Source organism: Bradyrhizobium sp. NBAIM14 (genome assembly GCF_020193895.1).
Classification (GTDB): Bacteria; Pseudomonadota; Alphaproteobacteria; order Rhizobiales; family Xanthobacteraceae; genus Bradyrhizobium; species Bradyrhizobium yuanmingense.
On the sequence record NZ_JADYVQ010000007.1, the window covers coordinates 27614 to 42509 of the forward strand.

Genomic DNA, 14896 nt, shown 5'->3' on the forward strand with positions numbered 1-14896 from the left:
ATTTTGTTCTTGAAATGTTCCCATCGCCTGCTAGGCTGTTTGTACAGTCTAGTTGAGGGGCGTCGCCATGTTTTACTCCAGATTGCGTTCGTTGTCCCGTTTGATGATCTCGCTCACTCTTGCTGCGGGGTTGGCTAGCCTCGCCGGCGGTGCGAAGGCACAGGACAAGCGGCAGAACGCCCCGGGCGAGTTCGATTTCTATGTGCTGGCGCTTTCATGGTCGCCCTCGTTCTGCGAGGAAGCCGCCGAACGCGGCGGCCGGTCCCAGATGCAATGCGGCGGACGGCCCTACGCCTTCGTGGTGCATGGGCTGTGGCCGCAATACGAGAACGGTTTTCCGGAATACTGCCAGCGCCCGGCGCCGCGGCTGAACCGCAACATCGTCTCCTCGATGCTCGATTTGATGCCGGCGCCGGGCCTGATCTTCAACGAATGGGACAAGCACGGCACCTGCTCCGGGCTGGAGGGCCGCGGCTATTTCGAGATGATCCGCAAGGCGCGCGCTGCGATCAAGATTCCGGCCGAATATCTCGATCTGGCGCAGGCCAAGACCGTCGCGCCAGCGGAGGTCGAGGAGGCCTTCATCAAGGCCAATCCGGGTCTCAGCAATGCCGCCGTCTCGGTCACCTGCAACCGGACACGGCTGTCCGAGGTCCGCATCTGCCTCAGCAAGGACCTGCAATTCCGCGCCTGCGACGAGATCGAGCGCCGCGCCTGCCGCCGCGACCAGGTGACGATGCCGCCGATCAGGGGCGGGTAGCTCAGTCATTGCGAGCGCAGCGAAGCAATCCAGAGTGCCTCCGCGGACGCATTTCTGGATTGCTTCGCTGCGCTCGCAATGACAGGGGTTAGGATCGCGCCAGACAACGTAGTCCTCTCCGCCATGAACTACCGCCACGCCTTCCACGCCGGCAGCTTCGCCGATGTCATCAAGCACATCGTGCTGGCGCGCATCCTCACTTATCTGCAGGACAAGCCGGCAGCGTTCCGCGTCATCGACACCCACGCCGGCGCCGGCCTCTACGATCTCGACAGCGACGAGGCGCGCCGCGGCGGCGAATGGCTGACCGGCATCGCGCGGCTGCTGCAGGCGCGCCTGTCCAACGAGAGCGCAGCGCTGACGAAGCCCTATCTCGACATCGTCCGCGCCTTCAATCCGAAGGGGGAGCTCAAGGCCTATCCGGGCTCGCCGTTGATCGCGCGCGGCCTGCTCAGGCCGCAGGACCGGCTCGTCGCCTGCGAGCTCGAGCCGAAGGCACGGAAAGCGCTGATCGATGCGCTGCGCCGCGACGAGCAGGCCCGCGTGGTCGACCTCGACGGCTGGGTGGCGCTGCCGGCCTTCGTGCCGCCGAAGGAGCGGCGTGGCCTCGTGCTGATCGATCCGCCGTTCGAGGCCAAGGACGAGTTCGAGCGGCTCGGCGAAGCCTTCTCGGCAGCGTTCGCGAAATGGCCGACCGGTATCTACGTAATCTGGTATCCCGCCAAGAACCGGCGCGCCACCGACACGCTGGCACAAACCGTCGCGCGGCTCGCAGCTGCAGCAAAGCCGCCCGGAAAATGCCTGCGCCTCGAATTCAGCGTCGCGCCGCAAGCCGACAGCGCCGCCCTCACCTCCACCGGTCTCTTGATCGTCAACCCGCCCTACACGCTGCACGGCGAGCTCAAGACCATTCTGCCGGAGCTGGAAATACCGCTCGGCCAGGGCGGTGCTGCCAGATTCCGGCTGGAGGTGCCCAAGCCTTAGCGCCAAGCATTGACGCCAAGCCGTAACACTCCGGCATTCTTGGGAAAAATATGCAGGACCGGTAGTCAATCTGCAAAGAACCGTATTATGCTATTTCCGTGACTGGCTTTACGTTCCGCTTCCGCGAATGGTTGCGGCGGAGTGAAGGCCCTAAGAAAGATCCCGCCGGACCGATCAGGTCCGTCCAAGGATGGCCAGCTCCCGGGCTCCGTAAGGCCCGGTCATGTCGCGACGTGAGTCTGCGTCGCGACGGAGGAGCAATGAGGGGGAGTTTCCCGATGGCCATGACGGGAACGGTCAAGTTCTTCAACGGCGAGCGCGGCTACGGCTTCATCAAGCCTGACGACGGCGGTCGCGATGTTTTCGTTCACATCACCGCTGTGGAGCGGGCGGGACTGAAGGACCTCGCCGAAGGACAGCGTATTACTTTCGAAGTCGAACCGGACAAGAAGGGGAAGGGACCGAAGGCGGTCAATCTGGTGATCCTCTCCTAGCAAGCCTGGCGAAAAAAAATCCCGGCCGCGAGCGGCCGGGAGGCTGGTCCGGTATTTTCTTCTTTGGATGTCAGAAGCGATAGTTCACGCCTGCGCGGACAACGTTGGCGCTATAGCCGTTTGACACGCCCGTGATTGCGAACTGGCTGGTCGACAGATCGATGTAGAGATATTCGAGCTTGGCGCTCCAGTTCGGCGCGAGGCCGACTTCCGCACCGGCGCCGATGGTCCAGCCGGCACTGGTGTGCGACTCCGACCAACCGAAGGTTTGTGCGCGCAGCTCGCCGAAGGCGAGACCGGCGGTGCCGTAGAACAGCACGTTGTTGAACGCATAGCCGGCGCGGCCGCGCAGGGTGCCGAACCACGGGTTGGAGAACTTCCACGGCGCAAACGTGTCGTCGGCGCCGGCGGCCTGGATGTCGCCCTCGACGCCGAACACCCACGGGCCGTTCTGGAAATTGTAGCCGGCCTGCACACCGGCGACGAAGCCGGACGGCTTGGTGGGGTTGTTGTCGACCGAGCCCCATTCATAGCCGATATTGCCGCCGAGATAGGGACCCGCCCAGCTATAGGCATTAAGCGGCTGATTGACGGTATAGGGCGCGCGCTGCCCGTAACTGAGATCGGCGGCCTCTGCCGAAGCTGTCCAGCCGGCTGCAACCAACGCGGCTGCGCCCACAACGAGCCTCTTCATCACTCACTCCAACGCCACTGTCGCAACCCGAGCGATGCCCGCGCCGCCGCGCGAGCAAAACCGCATGGTTACGGAACCAAGAGCTATTCGCGTAGGATTTATCGAGAGTTTTAAGTTAAAGGGCTGTTAAGCCGGGTTACCGCCCGCTTAACAGACTTAAGGAAGCGTTACCGGGAGCTGCCCGCCATCCTCTGTGCGTGCCGCATGGCAGGAACTTCAAATCAGTCCCCCCAGCGCCTAAATTCGTCCCATGGTTCACGATTCCCCCGACAATCCGGACGACCGCGCGCGCAAGGCGCCGCCGGCTGCGAGCGACACGCCGCCCGAGCGGCTGGCCGGGCCGGACGTAGATCCCGCGGCGGCAGGGGGCGATGACGAGGACGATGCCCTGCTGCCGGACATCCTGGAAGAGAGCGGCGCCGTCGGCGAAGGCCCGCTCGCGACCGGTCACGAGGCGATCGAGCGCGCGGTCCGCCTCGCACCGACCTCGCCTGGCGTCTATCGTATGCTCAATGCGAACGCCGACGTGCTCTATGTCGGCAAGGCCAAGAACGTCAAAAAGCGCCTGTCCAGTTATGCGCGCCAGAGTGCGCCGCTGCCGGCCCGCATCCTGCGCATGATCGCGGCCACCGTCACGGTGGAGATCGTCTCGACCACGACCGAGACCGAGGCGCTGCTGCTGGAAGCCAACCTGATCAAGCAGCTGCGGCCGCGCTTCAACGTGCAGCTTCGCGACGACAAGTCGTTCCCCTACATCCTGATCACCGGCGACCATTGGGCGCCGCAGATCCTGAAACATCGCGGTGCGCAGACCCGGCCCGGGCGCTATTTCGGCCCGTTTGCCTCCGCCGGCGCGGTCAACCGCACCATCACGGCGCTGCAGCGCGCGTTCTTGATCCGCTCCTGCACCGATTCCTTCTTCGAGAGCCGCACCCGGCCCTGCCTGCTCCACCAGATCCGCCGCTGCGCCGGACCCTGCACCCGGGAGATCGATTTCGGCGGCTATTCGACGCTGGTGCGCGAGGCCAGCGACTTCCTCTCCGGCAAGAGCCATGCGGTGAAGCAGGAGCTCGCCGGCGAGATGGAGAAGGCCTCGAACGAGCTCGAATTCGAGCGCGCCGCACTGTACCGCGATCGCCTCGCCGCGCTGTCGGCGATCCAGTCGCAGCAGGGCATCAATCCGCGCACGGTGGAGGAAGCTGACGTGTTCGCCATCCACCAGGAGGGCGGCTTCTCCTGCGTCGAGGTGTTCTTCTTTCGCACCGGACAGAACTGGGGCAACCGCGCCTATTTTCCGCGCGCGGAGAAGAGCTTTACGCCCGAGGAGGTGCTGGGGTCCTTCCTGGCGCAGTTCTACGACGACAAGCCGCCGCCGAGGAACATCCTGCTCTCGCACGATATCGAGGAGAGCGAGCTGCTCGCCAACGCGCTATCGATCAAGGCTGGCCACAAGGTCGAGGTCACCGCGCCCAAGCGCGGCGAGAAGAAGGAGCTGGTCACCCACGCGCTGACCAATGCGCGCGAGGCGCTCGGCCGCAAGCTCGCGGACACCGCGACGCAAAGCCGGTTGCTCGAGGCCATGGCCGCGACGCTGAGCCTGCCGCACGTGCCCAAGCGCATCGAGGTCTACGACAACAGCCACATCCAGGGCACCAACGCGGTCGGCGCCATGATCGTCGCGGGCCCAGATGGCTTCGTGAAGAACCAGTACCGCAAGTTCAACATCAAGTCGGAAGGGATCACGCCCGGCGACGACTTCGCCATGATGCGCGAAGTGCTGGAGCGCCGCTTCAAGCGCCTGATCAATCCGCCCGAGGATGCCGCCAGCAAGGCCAAGGACGACGATTTCCCGCAATGGCCCGACCTCGTGATCATCGACGGCGGCCGTGGCCAGCTCAACGCCGTGCGCGAGATCTTCGCCAATCTCGGCCTGACCCAGGTGTCGCTGATGTCAGTCGCCAAGGGACCGGACCGGGATGCCGGCCGCGAGACCCTGTTCATGCCGGAGCGCGAGGCGATCAAGCTGGAGCCGCGTGATCCCGTGCTCTATTTCATCCAGCGCCTGCGCGACGAAGCCCACCGCTTCGTCATCGGCTCGCACCGCAAGCTGCGCAAGAAGGACATCCGCGAGGCTGGTTTGCAGGAGATTCCGGGCATCGGCCCGTCACGCAAACGTGCCTTGCTGCACCATTTCGGAACCCTGAAGGAGATCGAACGGGCCTCGATCGCCGATCTCGGCAAGGTTCCGGGGGTGAGCGCCGAGAGCGCGCGCAGGATTTTCGAATATTTCCATCCCCAGCCGGGATGAACTAAAGGGGGACCGCAGTCATATGATCGTCGTGTCCGCACCTCATTTGGGGCGCGGGACGGTTGACGTTCAGGCAGCAGCGGTATTGGTAGGACGGATGAACATCGCCACCACACGAGGGACGACCAGCCGCGCGATGTCCCTCCCCAACATCCTGACCTATGGCCGGATCGCCGCGATCCCGGTCGTGGTCGGATGCATCTATGCGCAGTCGATTCTGGATCAGCCGCTCTGGCTGCGCTGGCTCGCGGTCGCCCTTTTCATCGCCGCAGGGGTGACGGATTACCTCGACGGCTATTACGCGCGGATCTGGAATCAGCAATCGGCTTTCGGCCGCATGCTCGATCCGATCGCCGACAAGCTGCTGGTCGCCTCCTGCCTGTTGATGCTGGCCGCGGACGGCATCATTCACGGCTGGTCGCTATGGGCCGCCATCGTGATCCTGTGCCGCGAGATCCTGGTCTCGGGCCTGCGCGAATATCTGGCTGCGCTCCGTGTCAGCGTGCCCGTGACCAAGCTTGCGAAGTGGAAAACCACGGTCCAGCTGGTTGCGATCGGCTTCCTGATCGCCGGCCCAGCCGGCGATCAGGTGGTGCCGGTGGTCTCGATGATTGGGCTCGCACTGCTGTGGGCTTCGGCGATCCTCACCATGTACACCGGCTACGACTATTTCCGCGCCGGCATCCATCACCTCATCAAGGAGGACGAGGGATGAAGGTGAAGTATTTCGCCTGGGTGCGCGAGCGCGTCGGCAAGGCCGAAGAGACGATCGAGCCTCCCGCGAGCGTGCGCACCGTCGAGGAGCTGATCGCCTGGCTCTCCGGCCAAAGCGAAGCCTATGCGTACGCGTTCGAGAAGCCGAAGGTGATCCGCGCCGCGATCGACCGCGCTCACGTCAAGCAGGACGCCGCCATCGCAGGCGCCCGCGAGATCGCGTTCTTCCCGCCCATGACCGGCGGCTAGCCTCATGACCTGCCCCGTCACCATCCGTATCCAGGAAGACGATTTCGACATCGCGCGCGAGATCTCGGTCCTGACGAGCAGCCGGACCGATATCGGCGCTGTGGTGACATTTTCCGGCATCTGCCGCGCCGACGAGGACAGCGCCACGGTCGCCGCGCTGACGCTCGAACATTACCCCGGCATGGCGGAGGAAGAGATCAGGCGCCACGCCGAGGAGGCCGTCTCGCGCTGGCCGCTCAACGGCATCACGGTGATCCACCGCGTCGGCCGCTTGAAGCCGGGCCAGAACATCGTGCTGGTGGTGACCGCCTCGCAGCACCGACAGGCGGCGTTCCAGGCCGCCGAGTTCCTGATGGACTATCTCAAGACCAGCGCGCCGTTCTGGAAGAAGGAAGAGAGCGCCACCGGCACCGGCTGGGTCGAGGCCCATGCCCGTGACGACGAAGCCGCCGCACGCTGGACCAAATCCTGATGGCCAAGCCAACGAAAAAGACCGCGCGCGGCCGCGCCGCGCCTAACCTCGCGAAGGTGGGACCCGGCGAGCTTCTCACGCTGCTCGACTTCGTCCGCTATGCGGTGAGCCGCTTCGTCGAGGCCAAGCTTTCCTTTGCTCATGGCACGACCGACCCCGTCGCGGAAGCCGCGTTCCTGGTCTGCGAGGCGCTGCATCTCAATCCCGACCAGTTCGAGATCTTCGCCAACGCGCGCGTCAGCGCCGCGGAAGGCAAGACCCTCCTTGACCTCATCCATCAGCGCGTCACGACGCGCAAACCGGCCGCCTATCTCGTCAACAAGATCTACATGCGCGGCCTGCCCTTCTATGTCGACGAGCGCGTCATCGTTCCGCGCTCCTTCATCGGCGAGCTCCTGGAGTCGCATTTCGGCGCCCACGGCGAGGCCGGATCGCTGATCGACGACCCGACGGCGGTCGAGCGCGTGCTCGATCTCTGCACGGGCTCGGGATGCCTTGCGATCCTCGCCGCGCATCATTTCCCGAACGCCACCATCGACGCCGTCGACATCTCCAAGGGCGCGCTCGAGGTCGCTGCGCGCAATGTCGGCGAATACGGGCTCGAGGACCGCATCAGCCTGTATCGCGGCGATCTGTTCGCCCCTCTCGGCGGCAATAGATACGACCTGATCATCACCAACCCGCCCTACGTCGACGCCGAGGGCATGGCGGCATTGCCGCCGGAGTGCCGGGCCGAGCCGAAGCTCGCCTTCGATGGTGGCGCCGACGGTCTCGACGTGGTGCGCCGGATCCTGCGCGATGCGCCCGACCACCTGACGGCGGATGGCGGGCTGATTTGCGAGATCGGCCGCGGCCGCGAGCTGGTCGACGAGGCCTTTCCGGAACTGCCGCTGCTCTGGCTGGACACCGAAGATTCCGAGGGCGAGGTGTTCTGGATCGCGACCGCCGATCTCGGCTGATTCATCGCGGCCGATCACGCTCCGTCGGAACAAGTCAAATATCGCCACGTTCATCCCCCGATGAATTTTCTCGTCTTGGGAGGATGTCCGCATGCTCGCGCCATCGGGCGAATTGCTGCGCGCCGGGATGGCGCTCAAGCTCAATCACGTCAAACGCGCTGCTCAATCCTATCTGCGTGACCAGACCAGCCAGGCCACAGGCAAGGTGACATCCTACGCGGTGGCCGGCGGGCTGTTCGCGGTCGCCGGCCTGTTCGTCGTCGCGGCATTCTTCGTCGGACTGATCGCCTTGTACCGCTGGGTCGGGATCACCTACGGGCAGTTCTGGGGATTCGGCGCCGTTGCCGCAGTGCTGCTGGTGCTGGCTGCGGTCTGTGCCGGGGTGGCCATGGCCCAGATGAAACGCAAGGCCAAGCCGGTCGTGCCGCTCGCGAGCCGTCTGCGCGTGGCGGTCGCCACGCCCCGGATCCCGCGTGGAACGGTCAAGGAGGCGGTGAAGGAGGTCGCAACGACGATTCCCCTCGCGCCGCTCGCACCGGGCGAGCGCGGCGGCATCAAAACCTGGCCGGCCCGCGCCAACCGTCCCGTGCAGCTCGGCCTGATGCTCGCGGCGGTCGGCCTGGTCGGACTGACGGCCGCCCGGCGGCGACGCAACAGGCATAGTCTGGAGGCGTGATGCTGGCGCGGCGCCCCGAACAGATCGACTCTTGGCTGCTGGTGGCGGCGACGGCCGTGTTCGTGCTGACCGCGGAGCGCTACTTTCAGGATTCCGGCCTGGCGAGGCCCAGGCCTCCGCAACACCACCGCAAGGGCGAAGCGAATTCCCCGGAAACGCACCCGGCCGGTGCGGCGATGCAGCCGGGCCGCGGCCGCCGGGCGAAAAGCCCGTTCGAGATCCCCTGGGCTGGCTGGAAGGACATTTTCTGGCGGACCTATCAACGCATCGACGAGGATCGCCTGCTCGCGACGGCGGGCGGCGTCGTCTTCTTCGGGCTGCTCGCGCTCTTCCCCGCAGTCACCGCGCTCGTCTCCTCTTATGCCCTGTTCGCCGATCCCGCCACGATCAGCGCCAATCTGCACACGCTTGCGACCATGCTGCCGGAGGGCTCGTTCCAGATCGTCGAGGACCAGGTCGCGCGCGTGGTGTCGAACGGCAATGCGACGCTCGGCGTCACCTTCCTGGTCGGCCTGCTGCTTGCGATCTGGAGCGCCAATGCCGGTGTCAAGGCGATCTTCGACGCCCTCAACGTCGCCTATGAGGAACGCGAGAAGCGCAGCTTCATCCGGCTGAACATGGTCTCGCTGGCCTTCACCGTCGGCGGCATCGTGGCGCTGCTGTTAATGGTGGGAGCCGTCGTCGCCTTCCCGCTTGCGCTCAATCATCTCGGCATGGCGCCGGAAAGCAAGCTGATCGTGGCGCTGGCACGATGGCCGCTGCTGTTCATCATCCTGCTGGTCGCACTCGCCATCCTCTATCGCTTCGCGCCGAGCCGCGATGCGCCGCGCTGGCAATGGCTGAGCCTCGGCGCCGTGATTGCCGCGATTCTCTGGATCGCGGGCTCTGCCCTGCTGTCCTGGTATCTCTCGGAATTCGCCAATTACAACGCAACCTACGGCTCGCTGGGCGCGGCGATCGGCCTGATGACGTGGATGTGGATGTCGGCGATCGTCATCATGTTCGGCGCCGAGCTGAATTCGGAGATCGAGCGGCAGACGCTGCGCGATACCACCACCGGGCGGGCGAAGCCGCTCGGCACCCGGGACGCCGTCTCCGCCGACACCGTCGGCGCCACCGCGCCATTTTGATCGGTGGCGGTCGGGCCGAAGCTAGCCCGACCGCATCCCAGGCGCGATCAGCGCTTGGTTATCACGGCTTCCAGATATTCGCTGTGCACCACGATCGTGCCGTCATCGGCGTGGTTGAACTCTTCTAGCAGCGCCAGGAGATCGCGCGCCAGCGCGGCCTGCCCGTTCGCGTCGAGCGCGGCAAACGCCTTCAGCGTGGGGCCATAGAAGGTCTTGAAGATCTCGAGCCAATGGTCCGGCGAACGATAGCGGAACACGAACATGCGCGGCTCGGCGGCGATCTCCGCGGCCACGCCGCCGAACATCTCCTCGAGCCGTGCCGGTGTGCCCCACATGGCGGGCGATTTCACGCCCGCCGGGGGCGGCAAATGCTTGCCGATGGTCTTGAACAGCTGGCCGATGAAGCCTTGCGGCGTCCAGTTGGCAAGGCCGATCTTGCCGCCGGATCTGCAGACCCGCGCGAGCTCGGAAGCGGCCTTGTCCTGATCCGGTGTGAACATCACGCCGAAAGTGGAAAGCACGACGTCGAAGGCGGCATCCGCAAAGGGCAGCGCCTCGGCATCCGCTTCGCGGAACTCGACGGCGAGGTGTTCGGCCATGGCGCGCTCGCGCCCGCGCTTGAGCAGCGCCGGCACGTAGTCGGTGGATGTGACGTCACACCAGCGCCGCGCCGCCGCCAGCGTCGCATTGCCGTTGCCGGCTGCGACGTCCAGCACCTTGCTGCCGGCGCGCAAGTCAATGGCCTCGCAGAGCTGTTCCCCGACGATCTGCAAGGTGGTGCCGACCACGGCATAATCGCCGGACGACCAGGCGCCGTGCTGGCGCTGCTTGACGGCGGCAAGATCAGGTTGGGGGGCGGCTGGCTTGAGCGCGGCGGATGTCGACATGGCAATCTCCTGCGGTTGAAAACGCCGGGACGATAGGGCGCATGCGGCGCGCTGGCCTTGAGGGCGGCATGATTTTCCGCTGAGAGCGTCTTGATTTCCGCACCTGAGCCGGCAGACGTGTGACGAAACGCTTTGGGCGCGCGGGCCTGAATAGGCTCCGACACAGTCCTATCCCCTCGAATCAACAATGATGTTAGGCTGATCGAAGCTTGGGGGAGCATGAGGCGTGACGAGGTCGAGCGACCCGTGTTTTCCCCGGGTGAGGCAGTCAGCTCTTAAAGGCATAACGCGCGGCATGATTCGCATTTCGACGATCTTCATCGCCATCTGCATGGTCCTGGTCGCGGCCTCGCTCGGGCTCGTGCTCTATTCGGTCGCTGGCATCAGCGGAACGGAATCGGCGATCGTGGCGCTGACCGCGCTGACTTTCCTGATCCTCTACAACGCGGTGTCGATGCGGCTGCGCGACCGCAGCGACGTCGGCGGCCAGATCGCCGATCTCTCGCGCGGCACCGCCGACCTCGCCCGCCAGGTGGCCGAGTTCGGCCGCCGGCTGGCTGCGGTCGAGAGCCGCATCGCCGCGTCCAATTCGACCAATTCCGACCGCATCCAGTCGGTCATCGGCGAGATCAACGAACTTGGCGGATTGGTCAGGCAGCTCGCCACCACCGTGGCGGCCCATGAGGATCTGCTCGCCGGCCACGCGTCGGCCCCCGCACCCGCCCCGGTCTCAAGGCCCGAGCCGGAAACGCCGATCGATCTGGCTGCCCCGTTCGAGGAGAAGCCGCTCGCTCCTCCTCCGCTTCCGCAGCCCCCGCTACGGCCGGCGTCGCCGACGGTGCAGGCCGCCCCCCCGGTTCAGACCGCGCATGGACGCAACCAGACCCAATTGCTGGCGACGCTGCGCAATGCGGTCGACGAGAACCGCATCGATATCTTCCTGCAGCCGATGGTCACGCTGCCGCAGCGCAAGGTGCGGTTCTACGAGGCGGTGACGCGCCTGCGCGACGAGCGCGACCAACTGATCGCCGCCGAAGAGTTCATCAGCATCGCGGAAGCCTCGGGCCTGATCGGGCGCATCGACAACATGGTGATGCTGCGATGCGTGCAGGTGCTGCGGCGCCTGATGGTGCGCAACAAGGACGTCGGCGTGTTCTGCAACGTCGCGGCGTCCACGCTGGGCAATTCCACCACCTTCGCGCAATGTCTCGATTTCCTGGAAGCCAACCGCGCGCTGGCGCCCTCGCTGGTGCTGGAGTTCAAGCAGTCGACCTTCCGCAATCTCGGCCCCGCCGAGACCGAGAACCTCGCGGCGCTCGCCCAGCGCGGCTTCCGTTTCTCGATCGACCATGTCACGGATTTGCGCATCGAACCGCGCGAGCTGGCCGATCGCGGGGTCCGCTTCATCAAGGTGCCTGCCGCGCTGCTGCTCGATCCCAAGCAGGCCTCCGCCTCCGACATCCACCCGTCCGACCTCTCCGACCTGCTCGGCCGCTTCGGCATCGATCTGATCGCCGAACGGATCGAAGGCGAGCGCGCCGTGGTCGACCTGCTCGACTATGACGTACGTTTCGGCCAAGGGTTCCTGTTCGCACCGCCCCGGCCATTGCGGCCGGAGGGGGCATCTGCTACCGGCGGGGCCTCGCCGAACCAGGCGCAGGACATTCAAGGATCCAATGGCTCCGCCACACCCAACTCAGGCGCGACCTCTTCGGCGCCTCCGCCCCAACGCGTCACCGGCAACGCAGCGCTCGCTCGTCGCATCTGATCGGCCGCGCACGCCATGACCGCGCTGCATTTTGCCGAAGGCCTGCGCGAGCTCGTGGGCGGTGTGGAGGTCGTGCTCAGCGATATCTGGGGCGTGGTCCATAACGGGCTGGAATCCTTCGCCGAAGCTTGCGAGGCGCTGCACACCTATCGCAGCCGCGGCGGTACGGTAATCCTGATCACCAACGCACCGCGCCCTGCCGACTCCGTGCAGCGGCAATTGCGCAAGCTCGGCGTCCCCGATGAGACCTATGACGCGATCGTATCTTCAGGCGACCTGACCCGGCTCTACGTCGCCGAGCATCCCGGCCGCAAGATGTTCTGGCTCGGCCCCGAGCGCGACAACTCGATCTATCGCGGCCTCGATGCGGTGACCGCGCCGCTGGAGCAAGCCGATTACATCGTCTGCACCGGCCTCTACGACGACGAGACCGAGACGGCGGAAGACTATCGCGGCATGATGCTGCAGGCGCGCGAGCGCAAGCTGACGCTGGTCTGCGCCAACCCCGACATCGTGGTGGAACGCGGCGACCGGTTGATCTACTGCGCCGGCGCCATCGCCGAGCTCTACCGCGAGCTCGGCGGCGAGGTGATCTTCTACGGCAAGCCGCACCGGCCGATCTACGAGCGCGCCATGGCGCTTGCCGGTGAACGCCAAGGCTACCAGATCGACCGGAAAAAGGTGCTGGCGATCGGCGATTCCGTCCGCACCGACTTAACCGGCGCCCGCGAATTCGGCATCGACTGCCTGTTCGTCACCCGCGGCATCCATGCCGAGGAGTTCGAGGGCCTCGACCAGCTCGACCCGAATTCGGTCATGGAGCTGTTCGGCCACCCGCCGAAGGCGCTGATGCGCGAATTGAAGTGGTGACGGCGGAGCGCGCGCAGCTGCAATGGACTTAGACCAAAGGGCAAGCCTCAGACGCCGTCATGGCCGGGCATAGCCGTCCGAAGGACGGCGTCGCTTGCGCTCGCCTATGACCCGGCCATCCACGTCTTCCTTTTTTTGCATCCAAGAACGTGGATGCCCGGGACAAGCCCGGGCATGACGTTCCAAACGGAAAATTGTTGTCCGGCGAAGAGCGCCCTTACGCGCTCGCCATGTCCGGGAAGACCGCCTCGATCTTGGTCTTCAGCGTCGCCGCATTGAACGGCTTGACGATGTAGTTGTTCACGCCGGCCTTCTTGGCCGCGATCACGTTCTCGGTCTTGGATTCGGCCGTGATCATGATGAAGGGCGTGGTGGCGAGGTTCGGATCCGCGCGGACTTCGCGCAAGAGGTCGTAGCCCGTCATCGGCTCCATGTTCCAGTCGGAGATCACGAGCCCGTACTTCTTGCCGCGCATCTTGTTCAGCGCTGCCGAACCGTCGCTGGCATCATCGATATTCTCGAAGCCAAGCTGCTTCAGCAGATTCCGGATGATACGGATCATGGTGCTGTAGTCATCCACCACCAGAACCGGCATCGACAAATCAACCGCCATCTCGACTCCCCCAACGCAAACCCAGGAATATTACGATCGGACCTGCCAGGCCGGCGCCCGGCAGTTCCACGCCTCAAGGACTAGCACCAAGGCCTTAAACAGCGCGTTAACTGCGGTCAGCTCCGAAGGCTTGAAATCGTGTTCAATGTCTGCCCGCCCCGCCGCTTGACTTCGCGGTGCCGGTCGCGCCACGGTCCGGGCCGGTCCTGCCCGGTTCGAGAATTCCCCTGATGGCTCCGCCTTTTACCGTCATCCGCGATACAACGCCGGATTCCGCGATTCCGAGGGGCGCCGTGGTTGCCATGGGCAATTTCGACGGCGTGCATCTCGGCCATCGCGCCGTCATCGCGGCTGCCCTGGAGATGGGCAGGGCGCATGGCCGGCCTGCGCTGGCCTTGACCTTCGAGCCGCATCCGCGACGGTTCTTCAGCCCCAACACCCCGCAATTCCGCCTGACGGACGAGCGGGCCAAGCTGCGGCTTCTGGCCGGTACCGGGCTTGCCGGCGCCGTGGTCATGACCTTCGACAAGGCCCGTGCCGGAACCAGCGCGCAAGATTTCATTCACCATGACCTGATCGGGCGGCTCGGCGTCAGCGGCATCGCGGTCGGCTACGACTTCCATTTCGGCAAGGGTCGCGTCGGCTCCCCGAGCCTCCTGGTCAACGAGGCGCCCCGGCTCGGCATCGAAGTCGACGTCCAGCCGCATGTCGATATCGACGAGCGGCCGGTCTCCTCCAGCGCGATCCGGATCGCCCTCGCCGAGGGCCAGCTCGACGAGGCCACGACCATGCTGGGCGCGCCCTGGTTCATCACCGGCGAGGTCATCCACGGCGAAAAGCGCGGCCGCGACCTCGGCTATCCCACTGCCAACATCCGCCTGGACGCCAATTGCGGCCTCAAGCACGGCATCTACGCGGTCCGGGTCGGCCGCGGCACCGAGCGGCTGGACGGGGTGGCCAGCTTCGGCCGCCGCCCGACCTTCGACAATGGCGCCCCGCTGCTCGAAATCTTCCTGTTCGACTTCAAGGGCGACCTCTACGGGCAGGCGCTCGACTGCGCCTTCATCGGCTTCATCCGCGATGAGCTGAAATTCGATGGTCTAGAGGCCCTGATTCACCAGATGGACGACGATTCCGCCCGCGCCCGCGCCATGCTCGCCGCCGCCCCGGACGCGTTTCCGCGCCTGGGCGTGATCGATTGAGAGGCGAAACCGGGCCCCCGGACCTTTGCGCTTCCTCCGCCCCCCTGCTATGGAGAGCCCATGTTTGCGCGGCGCATCATAGGGATTAGCGGCCCGGCTTCCGCCTGAGCCTGAAG

At 65.4% G+C, this 14896-nt stretch carries 16 protein-coding genes; 13 read left to right on the plus strand and 3 right to left on the minus strand.

What is annotated here, in order from left to right; genetic code table 11:
- Window positions 1-67 precede the first annotated feature (67 nt).
- The 3 genes from I6F28_RS18775 (at window position 68) to I6F28_RS18785 (ending at window position 2238) form a co-directional block, all read left to right on the plus strand.
- Window positions 68-760: a ribonuclease T2 family protein gene (locus I6F28_RS18775; RefSeq protein WP_225140471.1), complete on the plus strand. Its 693-nt coding sequence runs from the start codon at window positions 68-70 to the stop codon at window positions 758-760.
- Between the two features lie 123 nt (window positions 761-883).
- Window positions 884-1744: a 23S rRNA (adenine(2030)-N(6))-methyltransferase RlmJ gene (locus I6F28_RS18780; protein ID WP_036040013.1), complete on the plus strand. Its 861-nt coding sequence runs from the start codon at window positions 884-886 to the stop codon at window positions 1742-1744.
- A 278-nt stretch (window positions 1745-2022) separates the two neighbouring features.
- A complete protein-coding gene (locus I6F28_RS18785) occupies window positions 2023-2238 on the plus strand; it encodes a cold-shock protein (RefSeq protein ID WP_008544396.1) in 216 nt (71 codons plus the stop codon).
- 70 nt (window positions 2239-2308) lie between these two features.
- On the opposite strand, the gene I6F28_RS18790 is transcribed toward I6F28_RS18785, so the two are convergent.
- Entirely contained in the window at window positions 2309-2932 is a 624-nt protein-coding gene (locus tag I6F28_RS18790; RefSeq protein WP_225140472.1) for an outer membrane protein, read from the minus strand.
- 250 nt (window positions 2933-3182) lie between these two features.
- On the opposite strand from I6F28_RS18790, the gene uvrC reads away from it, so the two are divergent.
- From uvrC to I6F28_RS18825, 7 genes are all read left to right on the plus strand, one after another.
- A complete protein-coding gene (uvrC, locus tag I6F28_RS18795) occupies window positions 3183-5240 on the plus strand; it encodes an excinuclease ABC subunit UvrC (protein ID WP_225114834.1) in 2058 nt (685 codons plus the stop codon).
- A 97-nt stretch (window positions 5241-5337) separates the two neighbouring features.
- Window positions 5338-5955, plus strand: a complete 618-nt coding sequence (pgsA, locus tag I6F28_RS18800; RefSeq protein ID WP_036009286.1) for a CDP-diacylglycerol--glycerol-3-phosphate 3-phosphatidyltransferase — start codon at window positions 5338-5340, stop codon at window positions 5953-5955.
- On the plus strand, window positions 5952-6203 hold the full coding sequence (gene moaD / locus I6F28_RS18805) for a molybdopterin converting factor subunit 1 (RefSeq protein ID WP_036009285.1): 252 nt from the start codon (window positions 5952-5954) through the stop codon (window positions 6201-6203). Before pgsA ends, moaD begins: the two co-directional genes overlap by 4 nt.
- Before the next feature lie 4 nt (window positions 6204-6207).
- Window positions 6208-6675 (plus strand): molybdenum cofactor biosynthesis protein MoaE, encoded by a 468-nt coding sequence (locus I6F28_RS18810; RefSeq protein ID WP_225140473.1) that lies wholly within the window; start codon window positions 6208-6210, stop codon window positions 6673-6675.
- Window positions 6675-7634 (plus strand): 50S ribosomal protein L3 N(5)-glutamine methyltransferase, encoded by a 960-nt coding sequence (gene prmB, locus I6F28_RS18815; RefSeq protein WP_225140474.1) that lies wholly within the window; start codon window positions 6675-6677, stop codon window positions 7632-7634. Before I6F28_RS18810 ends, prmB begins: the two co-directional genes overlap by 1 nt.
- 91 nt (window positions 7635-7725) lie before the next feature.
- On the plus strand, window positions 7726-8310 hold the full coding sequence (locus I6F28_RS18820) for a phage holin family protein (RefSeq protein WP_057027666.1): 585 nt from the start codon (window positions 7726-7728) through the stop codon (window positions 8308-8310).
- Complete coding sequence (locus I6F28_RS18825) at window positions 8310-9440, plus strand: YihY/virulence factor BrkB family protein (RefSeq protein WP_225140475.1); 1131 nt, start codon at window positions 8310-8312, stop codon at window positions 9438-9440. The genes I6F28_RS18820 and I6F28_RS18825 overlap by 1 nt, the downstream gene beginning before the upstream one ends.
- A gap of 47 nt (window positions 9441-9487) precedes the next feature.
- Here the strand turns inward: I6F28_RS18825 and I6F28_RS18830 are convergent, their stop codons facing one another.
- A complete protein-coding gene (locus tag I6F28_RS18830; protein WP_225140476.1) occupies window positions 9488-10327 on the minus strand; it encodes a class I SAM-dependent methyltransferase in 840 nt (279 codons plus the stop codon).
- 295 nt (window positions 10328-10622) lie between these two features.
- On the opposite strand from I6F28_RS18830, the gene I6F28_RS18835 reads away from it, so the two are divergent.
- Both I6F28_RS18835 and I6F28_RS18840 read left to right on the plus strand, forming a co-directional pair.
- Window positions 10623-12095, plus strand: a complete 1473-nt coding sequence (locus I6F28_RS18835; protein ID WP_225126840.1) for an EAL domain-containing protein — start codon at window positions 10623-10625, stop codon at window positions 12093-12095.
- Window positions 12096-12110: 15 nt separating this feature from the next.
- Window positions 12111-12965: a TIGR01459 family HAD-type hydrolase gene (locus I6F28_RS18840; protein ID WP_225140477.1), complete on the plus strand. Its 855-nt coding sequence runs from the start codon at window positions 12111-12113 to the stop codon at window positions 12963-12965.
- Window positions 12966-13182: 217 nt separating this feature from the next.
- On the opposite strand, the gene I6F28_RS18845 is transcribed toward I6F28_RS18840, so the two are convergent.
- Window positions 13183-13578, minus strand: coding sequence for a response regulator (locus tag I6F28_RS18845; RefSeq protein WP_008567674.1), 396 nt, complete (start codon window positions 13576-13578; stop codon window positions 13183-13185).
- A 230-nt stretch (window positions 13579-13808) separates the two neighbouring features.
- Between I6F28_RS18845 and I6F28_RS18850 the strand changes: the two genes are divergently transcribed.
- Window positions 13809-14780: a bifunctional riboflavin kinase/FAD synthetase gene (locus I6F28_RS18850; RefSeq protein ID WP_036027101.1), complete on the plus strand. Its 972-nt coding sequence runs from the start codon at window positions 13809-13811 to the stop codon at window positions 14778-14780.
- Window positions 14781-14896: the final 116 nt, after the last annotated feature.

What these genes read in the sequence shown, in the direction of transcription:
- I6F28_RS18830 (WP_225140476.1), bottom strand. Translation starts at nt 10,327, where the DNA reads ATGTCGACATCCGCCGCGCTCAAGCCAGCCGCCCCCCAACCTGATCTT.
- I6F28_RS18850 (WP_036027101.1), top strand. Translation starts at nt 13,809, where the DNA reads ATGGCTCCGCCTTTTACCGTCATCCGCGATACAACGCCGGATTCCGCG.
- uvrC (WP_225114834.1), top strand. Translation starts at nt 3,183, where the DNA reads ATGGTTCACGATTCCCCCGACAATCCGGACGACCGCGCGCGCAAGGCG.
- moaD (WP_036009285.1), top strand. Translation starts at nt 5,952, where the DNA reads ATGAAGGTGAAGTATTTCGCCTGGGTGCGCGAGCGCGTCGGCAAGGCC.
- I6F28_RS18820 (WP_057027666.1), top strand. Translation starts at nt 7,726, where the DNA reads ATGCTCGCGCCATCGGGCGAATTGCTGCGCGCCGGGATGGCGCTCAAG.
- I6F28_RS18810 (WP_225140473.1), top strand. Translation starts at nt 6,208, where the DNA reads ATGACCTGCCCCGTCACCATCCGTATCCAGGAAGACGATTTCGACATC.
- I6F28_RS18785 (WP_008544396.1), top strand. Translation starts at nt 2,023, where the DNA reads ATGGCCATGACGGGAACGGTCAAGTTCTTCAACGGCGAGCGCGGCTAC.
- I6F28_RS18790 (WP_225140472.1), bottom strand. Translation starts at nt 2,932, where the DNA reads ATGAAGAGGCTCGTTGTGGGCGCAGCCGCGTTGGTTGCAGCCGGCTGG.
- I6F28_RS18825 (WP_225140475.1), top strand. Translation starts at nt 8,310, where the DNA reads ATGCTGGCGCGGCGCCCCGAACAGATCGACTCTTGGCTGCTGGTGGCG.
- I6F28_RS18845 (WP_008567674.1), bottom strand. Translation starts at nt 13,578, where the DNA reads ATGGCGGTTGATTTGTCGATGCCGGTTCTGGTGGTGGATGACTACAGC.
- I6F28_RS18780 (WP_036040013.1), top strand. Translation starts at nt 884, where the DNA reads ATGAACTACCGCCACGCCTTCCACGCCGGCAGCTTCGCCGATGTCATC.
- I6F28_RS18835 (WP_225126840.1), top strand. Translation starts at nt 10,623, where the DNA reads ATGATTCGCATTTCGACGATCTTCATCGCCATCTGCATGGTCCTGGTC.
- prmB (WP_225140474.1), top strand. Translation starts at nt 6,675, where the DNA reads ATGGCCAAGCCAACGAAAAAGACCGCGCGCGGCCGCGCCGCGCCTAAC.
- pgsA (WP_036009286.1), top strand. Translation starts at nt 5,338, where the DNA reads ATGAACATCGCCACCACACGAGGGACGACCAGCCGCGCGATGTCCCTC.
- I6F28_RS18775 (WP_225140471.1), top strand. Translation starts at nt 68, where the DNA reads ATGTTTTACTCCAGATTGCGTTCGTTGTCCCGTTTGATGATCTCGCTC.
- I6F28_RS18840 (WP_225140477.1), top strand. Translation starts at nt 12,111, where the DNA reads ATGACCGCGCTGCATTTTGCCGAAGGCCTGCGCGAGCTCGTGGGCGGT.